The organism is Bartonella sp. P0282 (assembly GCF_048452985.1).
GTDB classification, from domain to species: Bacteria; Pseudomonadota; Alphaproteobacteria; order Rhizobiales; family Rhizobiaceae; genus Bartonella; species Bartonella choladocola.
In genome coordinates this window covers 384,293-404,576 of sequence record NZ_WTFO01000003.1, presented here as the reverse complement: position 1 = coordinate 404,576, position 20,284 = coordinate 384,293, and the positions used below count along the sequence as shown (strand labels likewise).

8 protein-coding genes are annotated in these 20,284 nt (G+C 43.5%); 7 read left to right on the top strand and 1 reads right to left on the bottom strand.

From position 1 onward, the window contains the following. Positions 1–26 precede the first annotated feature (26 nt). The 3 genes from GQS64_RS10825 to GQS64_RS10815 all read left to right on the top strand — a co-directional run bounded on the left by GQS64_RS10825 (position 27) and on the right by GQS64_RS10815 (position 10,960). Positions 27–7,124 (top strand): hypothetical protein, encoded by a 7,098-nt coding sequence (locus GQS64_RS10825; protein ID WP_198231585.1) that lies wholly within the window; start codon positions 27–29, stop codon positions 7,122–7,124. Positions 7,125–7,318: 194 nt separating this feature from the next. After that, positions 7,319–9,589, top strand: a complete 2,271-nt coding sequence (locus GQS64_RS10820; protein WP_198231584.1) for an ATP-binding cassette domain-containing protein — start codon at positions 7,319–7,321, stop codon at positions 9,587–9,589. A 699-nt stretch (positions 9,590–10,288) separates the two neighbouring features. Continuing rightward, the gene (locus GQS64_RS10815; RefSeq protein ID WP_198231583.1) at positions 10,289–10,960 is read left to right on the top strand and encodes a hypothetical protein; all 672 of its coding nucleotides are present in this window, start codon (positions 10,289–10,291) and stop codon (positions 10,958–10,960) included. A gap of 376 nt (positions 10,961–11,336) precedes the next feature. Here GQS64_RS10815 and GQS64_RS10810 read toward each other — a convergent pair whose 3' ends face one another. After that, positions 11,337–12,227: a helix-turn-helix transcriptional regulator gene (locus tag GQS64_RS10810; protein ID WP_198231582.1), complete on the bottom strand. Its 891-nt coding sequence runs from the start codon at positions 12,225–12,227 to the stop codon at positions 11,337–11,339. A 196-nt stretch (positions 12,228–12,423) separates the two neighbouring features. Between GQS64_RS10810 and GQS64_RS10805 the strand changes: the two genes are divergently transcribed. The 4 genes from GQS64_RS10805 to GQS64_RS10790 all read left to right on the top strand — a co-directional run bounded on the left by GQS64_RS10805 (position 12,424) and on the right by GQS64_RS10790 (position 20,278). Beyond that, positions 12,424–14,589, top strand: a complete 2,166-nt coding sequence (locus tag GQS64_RS10805; protein WP_369805256.1) for a TonB-dependent siderophore receptor — start codon at positions 12,424–12,426, stop codon at positions 14,587–14,589. A gap of 4 nt (positions 14,590–14,593) precedes the next feature. Continuing rightward, the gene (locus tag GQS64_RS10800) at positions 14,594–16,300 is read left to right on the top strand and encodes an alpha/beta hydrolase-fold protein (protein ID WP_198231581.1); all 1,707 of its coding nucleotides are present in this window, start codon (positions 14,594–14,596) and stop codon (positions 16,298–16,300) included. Between the two features lie 283 nt (positions 16,301–16,583). Next, positions 16,584–19,367, top strand: coding sequence for a type ISP restriction/modification enzyme (locus GQS64_RS10795; RefSeq protein ID WP_198231580.1), 2,784 nt, complete (start codon positions 16,584–16,586; stop codon positions 19,365–19,367). Between the two features lie 14 nt (positions 19,368–19,381). Beyond that, positions 19,382–20,278, top strand: coding sequence for an FRG domain-containing protein (locus tag GQS64_RS10790; RefSeq protein ID WP_198231579.1), 897 nt, complete (start codon positions 19,382–19,384; stop codon positions 20,276–20,278). The last annotated feature ends 6 nt before the right edge of the window (positions 20,279–20,284 follow it).

Genomic DNA, 20,284 nt, shown 5'->3' with positions numbered 1-20,284 from the left:
CTGAAAATCATAAGGGTTAAATCGCAATGAAACTACCTTTTCCACAGAAGGATGGCGTATCTGTTCTGGTTGATACTTATTCGGATAACGATATCCCGCTAGCCATTTCCCAGGTGGAAATTATCATTCGCGGGAGTGACGTTGTCATTCGTACGCAGGATGGTGCCGAACTGACATTGGTTCAGGCTGCGCAAATGTCGTCCATGCACGAAAATTTGTTCAATCTGACTTTTACCGACGGGACGGTTGTTTCATCGAATGAATTGTTCCAGCGCGCCGATCTGATTGAACCTGGCCCCGAACTGAGTGAAATTCGCGAAAAAAATGTCAAGGTTGACCCTAACGATCCTATAGTTGCGGTTGTCCAATCCGCTCCGGTCAATGAAACAACAGATTTCGATTCCGACGACACAACAGGTATCCTGAATGGCGGGGGAAAAGGCAACAGCGATGAACGTCTGTCTGTGGCTGATTTTCTGGGTAATCCGCCATCTGTGCTTGATGATACGGTAAGTTTTGTCCCGTCAACGACATCGGGAGGCAGCGTTCAGTTGCCAACCAACAGCCCGTCCGAGTCAATGCCCGCTCCGGTATTTCCAACCGCGCCGTCGGAACCGACAACGCCTAGCGATTCTGGTAATGGCAGTGGCGACGATCATGGTGGTGGCCACAATGGCGATAACGACGATAACCACGGGACTGGTGATAATGATGGTCCGACCGGCTTGTCATTTGTCGAGAAGGCTAATCTCTATCAGGTAAGCAGCACCAGAACGACTGTTAAAAATGATAACGGAACGGAATCGACCGTTTGGCATTTGGGGGGCGGGGCAACGGCTGCGCGTACGAACCCTGATCTCGGTGTTCAATATGGCGAACCTGCTATTCTTGATTTGCGTCACGAAGCCGATCAGGAAAAGGGATTTGTTATCCATGCCGATAATGGTGCTTTCAAATATGGTCAGGTCAACACAGAAAATAGTCCTAACAATCTGGATCGTCGTTTGGGGCGCATTGTTACTTTCGACCAGTTGGTGGGCGGGGAATCTGTTGCCGGTAAACGCATCAAGGATATAGCCGACATTCCTGATGGTATGACCATCATCTGGAAGGGAAGTCCTGAATATGCGGATTTCGTTGCCAAATATGGTATCGAGCTTAAAGATAACGAGATTTTCGTTAATTATAAAGGCAATGTCGATTATAACGGCAACAATATCAACATTACCTGGGTCGATGGTGAGGGTAAGGAAACCAAAGCCAAATCCGAATTTACCAACCAGTATTCCGGAGATAATCCGGATACTGTCATAAATGATAGCCATGCGATTGTTTTGCCGAAAACGCCGAACGCACGTGAAATTTATGGCGGCAGCGGAAACGATACGATTTATGCTTCGCAGTTCAACAACCATATCAAATATGATGGCGAAGGTGGCACAAACCGCCTGATCTTCGGTGATGATTATCCTGTAACAACACAGCAAGGTTCAAATAGATTACCGGGGCTGACATACGATGTTGCCAATAACAAGATTACCGATACCGGCAATGGCGATGTTGCCGAAATGCATAATTTTACCGAAATTGTCGGCACCAGGGGCGATGATCACTTTTTGATCGGCGACACAGCGGCTTCCTATTATTTTGACGGGCGTGATGGCAATAACATTTTCGACATGCAGATGACAAATCCGCAAAGCGGTGCCATTAACGGCTCGAGCGGTAATAACCGGTTATATGCAGGCGCAGGAGAAGACATCTACAATCTCGTTAATTCTTCGGGCAATAATACCATTGTCGATAGTGGTAAAGGAGACTCGAACGATAGCTATAATTTTGAATCTTCGACAGGCGAGAACAAGATTGCCGATTCCGGCGGTAGTGATTTCTACCACTTTGACAAGGCTATCAATCGCGTAGAAATTATTGATTCTGCAGCCGGTAACGACCAGTACCAATTCCACGAGATCAAAGACAATCATGTTACAATCAATGATCTCAATGATATCAATGATGGTACCAGTTTAAGTGGTAGCGATGTCTATGATTTTGCTACTTTGACTTCCGAGAAACCCGATGCGACTGACCATATCGAGAATTCCGAAGTTGATATTGTTGATGAAAATGGCAGCGATAAATATCAATTTGACCGCACAAAAGGTGGCTATGTCAGTATTCAAGACAAGGGGCCGATCAGCGATAAAGACGCAGCCCAGGACGAGTACCATTTTTCGGCTGCTGAAACAAAAGTCGATATTACCGATCAGGACGGTGCTGATAAATATACTTTCGATCATGCAAAGGCGGACGCGGACAACACAATCACGGTAACGGATAAAGGTACCGCCGATGACGCTTATTATTTCAATGATGTGACATCAGACAGTCTGGCTGAAGGCAAGGATCAGAATGTTTCGATCACGGATCAGGGCGGCAAGGACGAATATCACTTTGACAGGGTTCAAAGCAAAGTCCGCCTTGATGATCTTGGATCGGGCGACAACTATTTTACATTCCACGATGCTAAAAAATCCGATATTACGATTAACAGCCTCAATGACGGCATCTATCTTGGTGGCAACGACATTTATGACTTTGCAACGCTAAAGAACAATAACGAATCCGCCACTGACCATATTGAAGATACGACGGTTGCTATAGCCGATGAAAACGGCAATGATGCCTACAATTTCGATCGCACCAAAGGTGGTTCTGTAACCATCAAGGATACCGGTGCGGGAAGTGCTGACGACAGAACATTGGCGGCTGATGAATATCATTTTTCTGCTGCAAATACCAAAGTCGACATTGCCGACAAGGATGGCGCTGATAAATATGACTTCAGCAATACTATAACCAGCGGAAAAAATTCAAATACAATCACAATTAATGATACGAGTGACAGCAATTATAGCGACGACTATAATTTCGACGGAACCAAAGTCGCAACAGATAATGATTTTGTCACAGAAGATGGCAAGGCAAATATCGTCATTAACGACACAGACGGCACAGATCATTATCATTTCAATAATATCAACAGCAAGGTAATTATTAACGATCACGGAGCAGGTACTGACGATTACACGTTCCATGAGGCAACGAATTCGAGTATCGTTATTCACGATTATTACGATGACCATAGTAAAAAGCTAAATCTTGATAATGTTTATGATTTTGCCACTCATGCCAACAATGCCAGTGAAAAGCCGACAGACCATATCACCAATTCGGGCGTTTATATTATCGACGAGAGCGGAGCTGACCAATATTATTTTGAACGCACAGACGGCGGTTGGGTCACAATTGTAGATTCTGCAATTAGCAATGGATTCTCGACAGACAGGGATCAGTATTATTTCAATGACTCCCATACAAGGGTCGAAATTACCGATGGTGGTGGCGCGGATACATATAATTTTGACCGCGTAACGCTTGATTCGTATAATGTTATTCATATCAATGATCAAGGTGGGAGCAATTCGGGAAACGACACCTATAATTTTAATAATGTGAAAGCCGTAGACGCTATTTCGGGCGAGCCTCACATCAAGATTTCTGATGATAACGGTGGTGATAGATACAATTTCGATAATTTGGGTGATGCCAATGGGCCTGTTACGAGTGTTCAAATCAACGATAGCGGAAATACTGAAGATACTTACAATTTCCACAATGCAGTAAACGCACTGGTTAATATTACCGACAATGTCGGCACGTATAACGATGATGTTTACAACTTTGCAGGTAATTATGCCTCGGACACGGACCATATAACCAACACGACTGTCAATATTCAAGACGGGGTTGGCCAGGACACATATTACTTCAACCGCGCAGATCAATCAAATATCAATATTACCGATTATGCTGATTGGCAGGATAATTATTATTTCAACGATATCAATAATTCTACAGTCACAATTAATGATGGTGGTGGCAGGATGGGGCGGACCGGAGCAGATGTCTTCAACTTCAATCGTGCCCAAGGTGGTAGTGTAACGATAACAGATCAAAGCTATGCTACTCGTTATAACTTCATGAATGTAAATACCAAAGTCGATATTACCGATCAGCACGGTAGTGATACTTATAATTTTAAAAATTCAATAACGAGTGCTTCAAATACAATCACGATTCACGACACCGATAGTACTGTTTCAAACGATCAGGACAAAACTCCTGTTGACAGGTATGATTTTAGTGGAACGACATCGAACGGCTTTGCCAGCGATGACAATTATAATATTACTATAATTGACAAGGAAAAAGGACAGAATTTTTATAATTTTACTTCCGCTCAAACAAAAGTCTATATTCAAGAGAGTGGAAATCGTAACGATCAGTATGACTTTACGCAGGTTCACGATTCTATTGTGACAATTGATGATAGCAGTGCTTATAATGATCCTGGCGATCTTTATAACTTTGGCGACGGAACGTTTGACAACCGTATAAGAAACACCGTGGTCAATATCACAGATGGCGGCGAGGCTGACACCTATTCGTTCCAATATTCGGATTCCGGTCAGGCAGATGGTGAGCGGGGCGCTGTGACCATTAACGATAAAGGGGATGCTCTGGATGATCCGGCCCACCCCGGAAATGGGAGCACTCATGCTTTTTCTGTAAATGACACTTACCTCTTTTCCAATAGTCATTCGCAAACTGTTGATATTACTGATGCAAGAGGTTCCGAGACTTATGACTTCAAGGATACAACAATCGATAAAGTAACCATTACCGATAATGGCGACAATTTAACGAAAAATGGACTATGGGACATCGATAGTTACGATTTTACAAATTCGGCAAACAAAGAAACAATCATCACGGATACAACAGGCGTAAGCAATTACAAATTTTCCAATTCCGGATTTGTTAATAAGGACGGAGAGAATGTAACGGCATCGTCGACTGTCAAGATTATTGATGGCGACAGTTCTGATGTCTATGCATTTGACCACAGCAAAGGCGAGGTCAATATTATTGATGGTGGAGATAACGGTTCCACAGACGAACAGCGTATTCTGTACGATCAAAACGGCCATATTAGATATACACAGACGGACGCGGACGATTATGGCCAGATATATGTTCCTACAATGGGTGATTTTCACGCCCAAACACCCGATGATTTCAATTTCAGATATTCGTCGGCCAAGGTGAATATACAGGATGGTGTTTTTGCGAATGACAATTCGGGATTGCCTGTCGATGATGGTAATTCTGATGGTAACTATTATTTCCAATATTCGTCCGGTGAAACAACAATCACCAATAAAGGCGGGTTGGATAAATATTACCTCGGCGGTTCTACCGGTAAAGTGACTGTCCATGGCGGAACCGGAACAGACATTCTTTATGTCGGCAAGGGATATCTCGTTTATGATGGTGGCACACGAACCGATGGCGGCAGGGAAAATGACTGGATTTCGTTCCAGGATGTTCTGGAAACCACCGACGCCAACGGTAATCCACTTGATAATAAAGTAGATCCGAATGACCGCACTGAAGGTATTTACGTCAATCTTGGTGCAAATGAACTAGGTTATGCTGACAATAATAAACACAATATACTGAGCCATGACGAACATGGTGCTGTACTTGCCGATGGTGCCGATAAAGGTCATGTAAGCAATGTTGAAAATGTTATTGGCACCAAGTTCAGTGATCTGATTTACGGCAATGACAAAGACAATTATTTTCTGGCAACCCAAGGTAATGATGAATATTACGGCGGTGAAGGTTCGGATACATATTATGTCGGTGCGCCGGATATGGGTGGACGCATCGAGGGAATGTTCATGAACCCCGATGGGACGCCTGACGATAATTCGGCAGATTATGCGCAAATGGCGGCGTGGGCGGATCGGTCAAATCTTACGGCCGGCAGAGATAATGTCATCATTGATCTTGACCACGGATATGCAAAGACTTTGTGGAAAGACGCACATAATGTCCAGTCCGAGGATAAATTGCATGATTTTGAAAATGCTTATGGCGCTTTATTATACAAAAACTCGATTACCGGCAGATGGGGTACCGAGGGAAGACTTGTAGGTGGCTATAAAGAGGATACATTTTATTCTGTTCAAAATTCGAGCAAGGACGGCATCAGTTATATTGATGGTAACGATACACGTGTTACACAGGCTCCGAAGAACGGGGCACAACTGACGGTTGATAATTTACGTTATGATTATGTAACCGATCATGGTGATTATATCCATGGTGTCTATGTAAAAATGGATGAAGGTTCATCCTATTCCGGCACAACGATAAAAGGCTATGACCGTAACGATCCCACGGTTGGAACGCAAGGAAAGGATATCTTCAAGAGTATCGGAATCATTTCCGGTACAAAAGAAGACGATGTATTCGAGGGAAGTGCAGCCGGTGGCCATTCCTTTGATGGTGTAGCCGGCAATGACAGGTTTATCAGTCATGGTGGTGTTAAAAGCATTTATACCAATGGTGCAGTCCTCGACTATAGCCAGCTTACCGCAAGAGAGTATCTGGATGTCCTTATGAGAGATGACCAGAGTGGATATATCACTCGTGGTGGCGGAACCGAGAAGGATGAATTGGTTAACGTTAAATCCATTATCGGTACGGCTGGTGATGACCTCGTCCATTTCACAACCAATAGAGGAGTTCCTCAATCGTATTTTATCGGTTTTGACGGCGGTGACGGCATCGACTATATGGTAAAAAGGCAGGGTGCTCAGGGTGCCACAGGACCTCAGAGTTATGACATTGGCGGCGGCTTTAAAAATGTTGAAGGTTTCAGCTTTATTGATACCTATAAAGATACATTGAACGTCGACCTTGACGCTTTCTTCAAGGATTTCACAACCGGCACTGCCGATAGTGACGGTCATTATCATGCGAAGTTCTTCTTGAATGGTGATCCCAATAGCAGTGACTCGACTGCCGATATTTTTAACGCCATTGATAAAGCCGGCGGTTGGGATTGGCATAAAACCGCAGACGACAATCATGGTAACGAAACCTGGAGCGCACAAAAAGATGGTGTCGATACGGGCGATACAATTGAAGTTACAAGAGGAAGACAGGGCGATTCTCACCTGCAGGAATCCCACCCTTCAATTTCGTAAGCGGAATTGTAAGTTCCGTAACTGTAAATTCATTGTTGACTGCTTTTAAAATCTGGTATCCGTTTTGGAAAGAACTGCCGTTCAGGAAAGAACTGCCCCGTTTTGGAAAGAACTGCCCGTTTTGGAAAGAACTGCCCCGTTTTGGAAAGAACTGCCCGTTCAGGAAAGAACTGCCCCGTTTTGGAAAGAATTGAATGACTCCTTTGATCGACGCTCTGGAAACCGCGTGTAACAAAATACGCGGTTCTCTTCCCTTCCACTGGCAGCGCATACGCACATTGCCAATGTCGGGTGATGAAACCTTAATCAAGTTGGTCGAGCGTCAGCTAGGCGTACATATCGTACGGGTGAATAAACAATCGGCTTTGCAGATTGGTGGCGTTTATATTGTTGTTACCCCTGCCGGTAATTATCGCGCGGTAGAGGTTGCAAATGATGGTACCTTAGTTTTTCTGGATGAAGACAAACAGAAAAGCCACGAAGAGGAAACTGATAATATCGGTTCTACCAGTGGTGAGGTGACAGTCAAAAGCAAAATCGAACCTTCTCTTGAACTTAAAAAACAGCCTTATGAAAATGGCGTAAAGCTGCAAGCCTCTGAAAAAACTGTGCATCCGGCCGAAGTTGTGAAACTCGATGCGCTTGCCAATACGAATGCCGGAACTGTTATAACTCCGGCTGGTGGTACAAACGCCGGAAAGCAGAAAAGCGCGGAAGAAAAAGCGCAAAAATTTACAGATCAATGTATTCCGCAATATCAGGTTTTCAAAGCAAGTCTTCTTGACAATTTCGATTTGCGCCGCCTCATTTCATCGGATCCCGTGGCGGTGTCCATTCTCTGGAAATTGCTTTTCGGCTCGATTTTTATCAACCTGATGATTGTCGTGACACCGCTTTATCTGAATGCAATTTATAGCCGCATTTTACCGGCCTATGCATCAGCCTCGTTATGGACTTTTTCGGTCGGTGTCGCATTGGCATTGATTGGCGAATTCCTGCTTCGTCGCGAGCGCCAGAAGCTCAACATCGCGCTTGTCCAACGCATCCATACAACGATAGAGCCGAATATTGTAAGGCGGCTTTTGCGCGTCAATGCCAGCCAGTCCAACAAATGGGGGGCTGCCCAGTTTCGTGCACTTGATGATTGGAAAATAGTACGAAATTTTGCCTATATGGGACTAAATCTGAACGTCATTGATGTCCCGTTTATTTTGCTGTTCCTGCTGGTCATTGCTATTTTGGGGGAATGGGTGGTCGTTGTCCCGATATTCATCATCGCGGTCATATTTTGCGTGATGTATTATTATTGGCGGCTAGCCGAGTTGCAATTCAGCGAACGGCCACTCTATCGCGACCCTCCGAATATCATTGATATGATGGTTGCATCGATTATCGGCCGGCCGGATGTTGTGAGCGATCGCTATTTGGCCGATTCCGAGACCGATATAGAAGCATGGAAAAAACGTTATCAACGCAGCGCGGCATTCCAACGTTTGAATTATGCCATTAACGGCGCACAATTGGTGCTGATCGTTATTATGGCCTATTATCTGGTTCTTGCCGGTTCACTCAATCAGGGTGCAATATTCGCAGTTATTTTGCTTGCCGGCCGCATGTTGATGCCACTTTTTAGCACGTCGAGTATTGTTTATGATGCTTATGGCGCCCACCGCTCTTACACAAGGTTGAAAAAACTTATCACCGAAAGTTCCGACAATCAGGAACAGCCGATCTTTATTGAAAAATACGAAAATCTCAAAACGCCATTATGGGCAATTGAGCACGGAACTTTTGCCTATAACAATGAAAAAGTTATTCTGGACGATATTGATCTTGTCATACCGAAAGGCCAGAAAATTGCGCTTTTCGGACGTAACGGGAGCGGTAAAAGCACTTTGCTGAAATTGCTTGCCGGTTATCTGGCACTTGAAAAAGGCACGATTTCATTTTCCAAGCGACCGCTTCATGCAGGTGACGAATCCATAAAACATCTCATTCATTACGCATGGCAAGAACACGCCATGCTGACAAGTTCGGTTTATGAATTTTTGTGTCTGGAAGGCCGGCTCTCGCGCGAGGAATGCGAAAACATTCTCCATCAGCTTGATCTTGTGAGCGGTGAAATGAAAATTGCCGACAAACTTGAAGTGACATGGCGTGATGCCGGTTTCTATCCAAATCCTGCACATCGACAAATGTTGGCCTCTGCCCGCCTTGCACTGACAAAACGCAAGATCTTTCTTCTTGACGAGCCGACCTCCCAATTGTCGCAAAAACAGGAGACACGCGTTGCCAATGTGCTGAAAAACATATTGCAGCCCGATACCACGATGGTTGTGTCGACAGATCGTTTCGAGATTCTGAATTTGACGGAACGCGTTATTGTTCTCGATCAGGGGCATATCCAGTTTGACGGGCCAACAAGCGAATTTCTGCGCCGTTCCGTTCGCCCGCGAAATGGCTGAAGGAAAATTAAGGAAATTGGTCTGAAAGGCTGCGGTCAAAATCTCCGGACGCGGCCACTAAAGCTTTTTGAACAAATGCAAATAAGTGTAATGGCAACGCGCCGATAAATTGCATTCTAAAGTAAAATAATACCGTTTTTTAAAGGGTAGAAAACAGCAATATTTGTCGCATCATGAAGGGCGGACTAATTTTAATTCCTTGCATGTTCTACTTTTTTCAAATCCGGTTTTTTAAACTCCGCATTGTCACTTTCAATGTTGCGGCAATTTCCAGGTGGCAAAAAGTGAATGGCCTGACATTTCCGATCAACCGATATTCCTTTTAAATAAAATGCCCCGATTTTGCATGATCGGGAACCGACACCACTCAAGAAAGCGGTTTTCAAAAAAACGGTTCTCAAAAAACGGGCTCAAGAAAGCGGTACTCAAGAAAAATACGCACCACGGGAGGCTTCTTTCTTGAAACCGGCAATCCGGAACCCCCATGAACAAACGTGCAAAAGCCGGTAACCAGCCTTACTTGCGGTGAAAAGCTGTGGTGTTTCAAAGCTTCATACAATTTTCAAAAAAGACATAAAATGGATATTGCTTTACTTCGGGCGCTGTAGAATAAATATTTCCATGTTGAAAATTCGTTTTCCGTTTTTGGCGGAATAAATCGAAAATCGGGCCTTTGTGAATTATCGGGGAAAATGACTTATGATCGATCAATCTTTATTAGACGATGCGGTTAACTATTTCACAGAAATTGCAAACAGAATACAGAAATATTCCGGAAAAAACATACATGAAATCAATATCGAATTTACATATGAAGAGGTTCGTAAGCATATCGATAAAGATCTGATCTCATCGAAAATAAAAGCGGAAATACATAAATATTTAGAAAATAAGATAAAAGACGGTTCTGAAGATAGATCGATAAGAAATATTTCAAATAATTATAATGATCTGGAGGTTATATACGTTATTTCGACAGATAGTATATATAAAAGATATTTACATAAAATTTATTTGGAAGCAAAAGAAAGTAGGAATGGTTTTGTCTATTCCGGCTGTAATGAAAAAAATATGAATAATTCCTATACGAGTTCTTCGACACAGTCAAAGACGGCTTTATATGTAGGAAAAATTGACAAAAACATCGTAACCCGATTGGTTCAACAGCTCTATCAAGGTCACCCGCGAACTTCCAGCCTTCATATGGCCACTTGGCCATGGGATAGTCAACTTGCCGCCGACATTGACAAGGGAAAAATTTATGTCGAGCTTGATTTCTTTTCCGGAAAGCCGGATCGGGAACCGGTCGATTTTATTACAGGAAAACTCTGGGCTAAAAAAAAGCCGATGTTTGGCCTGAAAGCAAAATAATAACCCCTTGAGCCGGATATTAATGGCATAGTGGCATGTTGACCGAACCGCATTCGATTGATTGAACGCGGTTCGCCAAAGACCGGAATAATCGTATACGATGATCGCTATACGATTATCCGTACTCGTTTTCTATAAAATTGGCAGTCATGGGCTATCAATATCTGCGGTTATTCGCATTCAGGGAGAATTTCTTTTTGAAACGCAATATCCGGATTTTTTATGTGCGGAGAAGATGATATTTCTTCGTAACACAGACTTGTTTGAAACGTTGTGTTGACGAGAAGTACTGCAATATATTGGCGAGGAGCTTGCATATATTAACGGGGACAGCGGCAAAAGCCATTCTGATAAATGTGTTCAATCAAAATTTCTGTCACGGACGGGGATTTTTTAAACGGTGTTCTTTTGGAGCGATGCCATATTCGCGCCGATAGGCGGTCGCAAAATTCGACGGGTTATAATAGCCAACAAGGTAGCCGGCCTGTGAAACAGCCATGCCCTGCGTTTCCAGAAGAAATCTCGCTTTTTTCATGCGTTCCTTGCAAATGAAACCGGATATTGTCTCATCGTAGACAGTCTTGAAAGCGCGGTTTAACGTCGACATTGTTACGCCAAGCGCATTGGCTATCACATTTGCTCGCAACTCCTTCTCCAAATGCGACAAAATGTAATTCCGCGCATTTTGCGCTATGTCGAAATGGCTATAATTTATTGTCGGTTTTCCATCTTTGGACTGATGATCGTTGATATAAGACAAACAACTTTCATAAAGAACCTCCATGCCCATTTTACGCTCGTGTAATTTCAGCAATTCCTGAGAGATGTTGTCAGGCGGATTAAGAATCTGTCGCGCCGAATGCACGATTGTTGCATTCGGATAAAAACTATAATTTTGCAAATGTCCGGATAAGAACGGTTGAAGCGAACGCGCGGAGGGATCAAAATTTTCAAATATCCGTTCAATCCAGGTGCGTGGTGCCGAAACCATAACTTTTGTAAGATTTTCGCCAGTAACATTGAAAAAGCGGATATTGCAAAATTTTGCGATATTCAACAGAAATACTTTCGGCCTTATTCTTGGTTTGTCGCTTACACCCGGTGAAAAAAACTGCCCGTCAATTTCAAATGTCTGATGGCCGGAGAAAAACACCATTACCATGAATTTCGGCCATATTTCGTGAAAATCTTCGTCGTCAGAACAACCCGGTTCATTTTCTATGTGACCGACAAAAATATGTTCGGGAATTGTTCTGTTCGTTGTCATTTGTTGCTGCCGCAAACGTATTTGCCCGTTTAGCAAAAGACTTTTTTGCCAATTTCTTCAAATTTACGCATATACATGAGAAAGTCAATCAAGTTTTAATCAAGCAATCGGCCATTCGCGGGGTAGCAAAGCCATGGTTCATTCAATTGTCCCGAACAACCGCAATTCTTTTATATGCTCGTCAAAAGCAAATTTTGTGACAGGTGTTTTGGCGATATTGTTGTCTTCGACCATGTCGGGTTCGGCCGATGCCGGGGAAAAACACGATGACGAGGTTTTAGAGACTGTTGTCGTCGATAGAGATAATGAAAAAGGCGATGGTCCGGTCATCGGTTATGCCGCCAAACAGAGCTTTACGGCAACCAAAACCGATACGCCGATTGTCAAAACGCCCCAATCCATTGCCGTTGTAACCAAACAGCAAATGGAAGACCAGCATGTGCAATCGGTTGCGGAAAGTTTGCGCTATACGCCGGGTGTTTTTACGGAATATCGTGGCGCATCCAATTTGCGCGACGAAATGTTTGTGCGTGGCTTTTCCTATGTACCGATTTATCTTGATGGACTTCTCCTTTCGGGAGATGCTTCCTACGCGCAAATCAATCCCTATTTGTTGGAACGTGTTGAACTGATATCGGGTCCCAATTCCGTATTATACGGGCAAACCAATCCCGGAGGAATTGTCAATGCCGTTTCCAAACGACCTCAAGAGACACCATTTCATGAAGTGGAACTATCGACCGGCAATCGCAACCAATACGGTCTGTCCTTCGATATAAGCGAGAATATACCGGGGCGAAACGACTTTTTCTACCGGATTGTCGGAACCGGCATAAGCACCGATTTGCAGGAACAATTTGCGCGCAAAAAAGGTTATGCTTTTGCTCCGTCTTTATCCTGGTCACCGGATAAAACAACAAAACTCACACTTTTGACCGGTTATCAAAAAGAACCGAAAGCCGGATATCGCAATTTCCTTGATGCCGATGGTACGGTAAGGCCGATTGTCGGCTTCGGACATGTTCCGCGTGATTTCTTTGTATCCGATCCCCATTTTGAACGCGTTAAACGCGAACAGGAGTGGGTAGGAGGCGAATTTTCCCATGTTTTCGACAATGGTTTAACCTTTCGCCAAAAAATGCTTTATCACGAAGTGGATATGCAGCAAGCAACACTGACATGGGGAGCTGGCACGAAAGATCCTGATACCGGTTATAATACGCTCATTTCCCGTATCGCCTCGGATGGAGAAGACATCTGGAAACAATTTGCCAGTGACAGTCAGTTGGAAGCAAAATTCGACACCGGAGCGGTGAACCATACTGTCCTTGCAGGTGTCGATACGCGTACCCGAAAACGTGATTATTTGTGGAAACGCGACCGCCATGTTCCGTCTATCTCGCTTGAAAATCCCGTTTATGGCGGTTTCGACTTCGATAGTCTGGAACTGCCATTATCCAGTCGCGAAATTCTGGATGCAAAACAGACAGGAACCTATGTTCAGGAACAGGCTTCATTAGGCAGGCTTAACCTCATGGGTGGCATTCGTCATGATTGGGCAGATACCAATCTTGACGATCGTTATAATTCAATGCGTTATCGCTATAAGGATAAAGCGACAACGTGGCGTGCGGGGGCACTTTATGCTTTTGATAACGGCATAGCGCCTTACATAAGTTACTCTACGTCTTTTGAACCTGCGCTACAGGCACCGGTTGCCGGCGATAGTGCATTTGATCCGGTTACTGCCCGTCAGATAGAGGCAGGTGTCAAATATAGCCCGTTGGCGGAGCGCCTTATTTTAACAGCCGCCTATTATGATCTTGTACAAAAAAATGTTGTGGAGGGAAAATGGGATCCTTCAATTGCCGATACAACTTATCAGCAGATCGGAAAAATTCATAATAAAGGGGTCGAGCTTTCAGCGCGAGGTGAAGTTACACGGTCAATTTCGCTCATCGGTGCTTATTCCTATATCGATTCGACCATTGAAGATACGATTATCACGACAGAGCTTGATAAAACGCCCTCGCGTATTCCCGCACACCAATTTTCTATTTGGGGGGTATATGATTTTCTCTCCGGAAGGGTCGAGGGATTAAAGCTTGGCGGTGGATTGCGCTATCTCGGTACAAGTTGGGGTGATAATGCCAACAGTTTTAAAGTCCCTGATGTGACATTGGTCGACGCAATGCTCGGTTATGACTTCGGCGCAGCAAGAAAAGATTTTGAGGGACTATCCCTGCAAATCAATGTGAAAAATATTGCCGATAAACGGTTTGTTGCTTCTTGCGCAAATGCTTATGCATGCTTTTATGGTGATGGTCGCATCATTCAGGCATCGCTAAAAAAGACATGGTAAGACAATGTTGAAACATGTTTTTTCGAGAACGCCGGCTGTCACTATTCATCTTTTTGTTCTTTCAGCCATGTCTATGCCAATTCTATTTTTTCCGATATTCGTATCGTTCATCATGATAAGTTTGCAAACAGGAAGCGCAAATGAACGCACCATCCATCAAGCATCCGAAAGGTGTTATAATGCGGCCAAAGGAAAAACACGATTTGTTTTGCTCAATCAGGGGAAAAACCGGTTTTTCAATGGCGTAATAAATGCTCCTCAGGGGCTTTACAGCGTTGATCTTGTGGAACAAAACGGTGCGCATTCCAGACACTTTTTTCATCAAAAAACCGGTGAAAACCGGTTCCGTTTCAAGGCAACGAAAACACAACGTCTGAAACTCGAATTCGGCAAGGCCGGTCGTTATTGCCTGAAACTCGAAAACCCCGATATAGATCATCAAAAATCGACACCAGCTCCGGTTGAAGATTTTTTAAGCCCGACCTTGCAACAATTGGCAAAAACCGGATTCCAACCGGACGAAATCCGGATATTCTGGGAAAAAATTGTGAAAGCGGGTACGCCTCTTATTGAAAAAAGCGAAGGTAATGAACGGATTATCACTTTTCTCCAAAGAGGTGCAAAGCAAAATGTCTTTCTCTTGGGAGCACCTTCCGGCGATCATGAAAAACTCGTTCGCTTGGGAACAACAGACATATGGTATAAGAGTTTCAAAGTTCCTTCGGATACGCGCTTCAGCTATCAACTGGCGGTCGATGTTCCGGAAATAAAAGGAACGCCGCAAGAAAAACGCATGGCCATTTCCTATACGGTAAAAGCCGATCCGCTCAATTTAAAACCTCACCCCGTCGATGCGCCTGATCCTTATAATCAGGAGTCGGTTGTCGAACTTGAAAATGCACCGGCACAAAATTGGATACCGGCACAGTCCCGCCTTGTAAGTTCCGACAATAGGAAAGCTACAACCGAGAATTTCTATATTTCCAGTTTAAAGCTTGGTAATCGCCATAAGATTACGCTCTACAAGACCAAAGGCGTAACAAAGAGAGGGGTAGGAAAAAACGGAATTGAACCCGTTGTGCTTTTTGTTTTTGACGGCGAAGAGTATCAGACAAAAGTTCCGCTTCCCGCTATTCTTGATAAAATGGTTGAAGCGCAGGTCATCGCCCCGACCATTGCAGTTTTCATTCATAATATTGACCGTAAAAGCCGTATGCAAGAATTGCCCGGCAATCCTGATTTTGCCGATTTTCTGGCGTTTGAATTGCTGCCTGAAATTGAAAGAAGAATGGTACGAAAATTTCCTCCGTCACGGATCGTTCTGGCGGGATCAAGTTTTGGCGGACTTGCCGCAATGACTGTTGCATTGCGCCATCCGGATAAATTCGGCCATGTTCTTTCTATGTCCGGATCGTTCTGGTGGTCGCCTGAAAATGGCGGCTCTGAAAGAGAAGATTATGTGTCACGGGTCGTTGCAATGATGCCTTCGCCGCCGTTAAGCGTGTTTTTGTCGGTAGGTGTTTTCGAGGGCGGCCATAGTGGCGGGCAACGATCATTGCTCGACGCCAATCGCCACCTTTTCGAGGTGCTCCTCGCCAAGCAGGTTCCGGTTGTTTATCGCGAATATTCCGGTGGGCATGATTATATTGTTTGGCAGGGAGCCATTTCCGACGGTCTTATGGCTCTTTTCCCTGAAATTTCCCCGCAGTAGGATTCCGACCGATATAGCAATTTGAAAAGACTATTTTCGTATTCATGTTTCAGGAAAATTTCGTTAAAGTCTTTCCGCTTCAATTTTTGCGAAGCGTCGCTACCAATGGCGGGTGAAATTTTGATAGCGCGATAAACATCCTCTAAAACCTTCAAAAATTGAATATTTCAGGCAAATATGCTAAAGATTTGAGGCAAAACCGGCATGGTCGGCAAGAGTTGGTTTGACCCGGCATTACTGTTTTCCAAGCATGGAAAGCCTTGCAGTTTATTCATACGGGGATGTGACAGAATTGGATTTTGCAAAACCGAAAAAGCCGGTCAAAAGAACTGATGGTTTGCGCCTTTCACAACAATGGGCGGATGAGATTGCAAAAATCGCCCGAAATTTGATCGACCATATAACGCGCCAGCTTCAAAATCCCGATCATTCAGGCCTTCATACCGCTTTCAACGACTTTTCAGCCTTGCTTGAGAAAAACTTCCATGCTGCGCTTGACGATGAGATGGTTGTTGAAATGCTGGCACAATATCGCATTACCAAGCCGGTTTTCGATATTTTGTTCAGCCATTCCAATGTGGCAGGAAACAACCCCCTATCCATTGCCATAAACAAGGTGCTGGACACACTTGACGAGAACGCCATCACTTCGGAGCCGGAGAAGTTGGAAGCATTTTACCGGATCGTGAGCGAGAGCGCCAAAAGGGTGGATAAGAACGGGCAAGCGCGGCAGAAACTGATTGTCGAACTTTATGACCGGTTTTTCAGCAAAGCATTTCCGAAGATGGCCGACCGTTTGGGAATTGTCTATACGCCGGTCGAAGTGGTGGATTTCATTCTTCATAGCGTCGATGACATTTTGAGAACAGAGTTCAATAGTGCCTTTGGAAGTAAAAGGGTGCATATCCTTGATCCGTTCACCGGAACCGGTATTTTTATCGCCCGCCTCATTGAATGCGGGCTGATTGATAAAGAAAATTCAAAACCTGTCTATAATAACGGACTTCATGCCAATGAACTTGTTTTGCTGGCCTGTTATCTTGCCACAATCAATATAGAAACGGCTTATTATTCCAGCTATGGCGGTGAATATCAGGCTTTTTCGGGTGTTCGCCTGCAAGATACGTTCCTGATGGATGCAAAACAAAATAGCATTCCCAAAAAGCCCGACAGTCATAAAAATATCAACACAAATGATGACGAGAAACGTTTTGCCGAAAGCAATGGTTTGACTGATATAAAGGTTATCGTCGGCAATCCGCCTTATTCGACGGGGCAGGAGAGTGCAAATGATGATGCAGCAAACCTGAAATATCCGCAGATTGACCGAAGAATAGCGCAAACCTATCTTGTTTCCACATTGAACAAAGGCGGTAAACGGTCGTCCTATGACAGCTATATTCGAGCCATTCGCTGGGCATCCGATCATATTGGCGATTGTGGTGTAATCGGTTTTGTGACAAATGCCGGTTTTATTCAATCCGCTTCGGCCGATGGTATGCGCAAATGTCTCGCCGAAGAATTTTCCAAAATTTATATTTTCCATTTGCGCGGCAATGCACGCACATCCGGCAAGCTGAGGCGCAAAGAAGGCGGCAATATATTCGGCGTCGGTTCACGCGCACCGGTTGCCATATCTATTTTCGTTAAAAATCCTTCGGCCAAACAAAAGGGGCAGATCTTTTTTTATGACATTGGCGATTATCTTGATAACACCCGCAAACTTGAAATCATCAAAACATTCAAAAGCATTGCCGGTTTGAAAGACAAATGGCAAAAAATTATTCCCGATAGTTACCATGATTGGCTTCATCAGCGGGATCAGCATTTCAAAAATTATCTCGCAATGGGCGAGAAGAGCAGGAACAAAACCCTTACAATTTTCAAACTCTATTCAAGTGGTGTTGTTTCAAGTCGTGATGCCTGGGTCTATAATTATTCAAAGTCGAGACTGCTAACCAATGCCCGCCAGATGACAGAGTTTTATAACAGCGAAATCGACAGATATTCCCGCTATAAGAAACGCTTTCCTGATACAGTCGTCAATGTGAGAGATTTCGTCAAAAAAGACGTAAAAAAATTCAGTTGGGGCGGCGGCAATTGGCAGTCGGGTTTCAAAAAACAGATTAAAGAAACATTTTCGGAAGAATTGACCGGAATATGTAATATTCGTCCGTTTACCAAATTATGGCACTATCGCGCTTCCCGCTTCAATCACAGCTTTTATTCGATGAAAGAGATTTTTCCTGACAATGCTTCGGAAAATATAGCTATTTGTATATCGGGCAATGGTAAGCGCGGTGGTTTTTCAGTTCTTCTGTCGAACCGGATTAGCGATTTCCAGTTCGAGGATAATGGCCAATGTTTCCCGCTTTATCTTTTTGAAAAAACTTGTAACGAGGCGGCAGGAAAATCCCAGGAACAATGTTCATTCAAGCGTCTCGACGCTATTACAGACGAGGCTCTGGAATATTTTCAAACTGCCTATTCAGATAATCACATCACGAAAGAAGATCTGTTCTATTATATTTACGGGATTTTGCATTCGCCGGACTATCGAACCCGTTTTGCCGATAATCTCGTTAAAGAACTGCCACGCATTCCTGCTGTTAAAACGCTTGAAGACTTCAAGGCTTTTATGAGTGCCGGTCGCGCATTGGGGCATTTGCATGTAAACTATGAAAGCGTTGAAAAATATCCGGTCAAAATTCTAACAAAAAAGAAAACACTTGAAGCGGACGATTTTTATGTGACGAAAATGCGCTATGGCGGGAGGGGCAAAAACAAAGACCGCTCGGTCATTCATTACAATGACAAAATTACCATTACGGGAATACCGCTTGCCGCTTATGACTATATCGTCAACAATAAAACGGCAATTGACTGGGTGATGGAGAGGCAAAGTATACGCGTTGATAAAACTAGTGGAATTGTCAATGATGCCAATGATTTTGCACGCGAGACAATGCATAATCCTGCTTATCCGCTGGAATTATTATTAAGAATTATTACTGTTTCTATGGAAACCATGAAAATTATCCGTAACTTGCCGGAATTGGAGATTTGAAGGGGAATAGGGAGATGGCTGGTAATGAAAGAAGACACAGAAGAGATATTGAGGTCGAAAGCGTATCTGATTTTATTTCATACGTTTTGAAGCAAGAAAACAAAAATGGTTTTTTTTGTTATCGTGGGCAAGCTTGTGAAGCTTGGCGTCCTGAACCGAGCCTTCATCGGCAAAGGAAGAATGCTGATGTTGAACGCCAAAGTTTGACTGAACTGGTCAATGAGATACCGGATGATTTTCAAAAGGATGTGACTTGCTTTCAACGACTGATGCATAGCCAGCACTACGGGTTACCGACAAGATTGCTTGATGTCACGATGAATCCATTAGTCGCGCTTTTTTTTGCGTGTAGTGACGAAGAACAAAAAGATCAGGACGGGGCTGTTTATGTATTTGACTTTGAGGAAGATAGAATTCTTAATCCGGATAGTGATACGTTATCAATTATATGTAATCTATCTGGATTAAGTGATTATGAAAAACGTGAACTCGAAGATTTAAGTTATAGGTATTTAGTAAATAAAAACGAAAATGAATATAAAAAATATTTTTTAGAATTCAATGAAAATAGATATTGTAAAAAACTTGTCAACCTAATTAGAAATGAGAAAATTTATTTTGAGAAAAAAATTGATCCTTCTTGCTTGCTAAAATATTATTTCGTTAGTAGTCTGAAATCCAATAATAGAATTATTGCGCAGTCTGGTGCCTTTATAGTTTCAGGATTTTTAAAATATCATTTTGACAGAGATACCGCCGCGTTTGAAATGGAAAAAATAATTATTCCATCAGATTGTAAAAATCGAATAATTGATGAACTTAGCAAACTCAATATTACAGGAATGTCAATGTTTCCCGATATCGATCATATAGCTGCTTATCTGAAACATAAATATCAAAAGAAAAAGTAAGGATAG

Bases quoted from the DNA above. Each gene is read 5' to 3' on its own strand.
- GQS64_RS10800 (WP_198231581.1), top strand. From the start codon at position 14,594: ATGTTGAAACATGTTTTTTCGAGAACGCCGGCTGTCACTATTCATCTT.
- GQS64_RS10810 (WP_198231582.1), bottom strand. From the start codon at position 12,227: ATGACAACGAACAGAACAATTCCCGAACATATTTTTGTCGGTCACATA.
- GQS64_RS10820 (WP_198231584.1), top strand. From the start codon at position 7,319: ATGACTCCTTTGATCGACGCTCTGGAAACCGCGTGTAACAAAATACGC.
- GQS64_RS10815 (WP_198231583.1), top strand. From the start codon at position 10,289: ATGATCGATCAATCTTTATTAGACGATGCGGTTAACTATTTCACAGAA.
- GQS64_RS10790 (WP_198231579.1), top strand. From the start codon at position 19,382: ATGGCTGGTAATGAAAGAAGACACAGAAGAGATATTGAGGTCGAAAGC.
- GQS64_RS10825 (WP_198231585.1), top strand. From the start codon at position 27: ATGAAACTACCTTTTCCACAGAAGGATGGCGTATCTGTTCTGGTTGAT.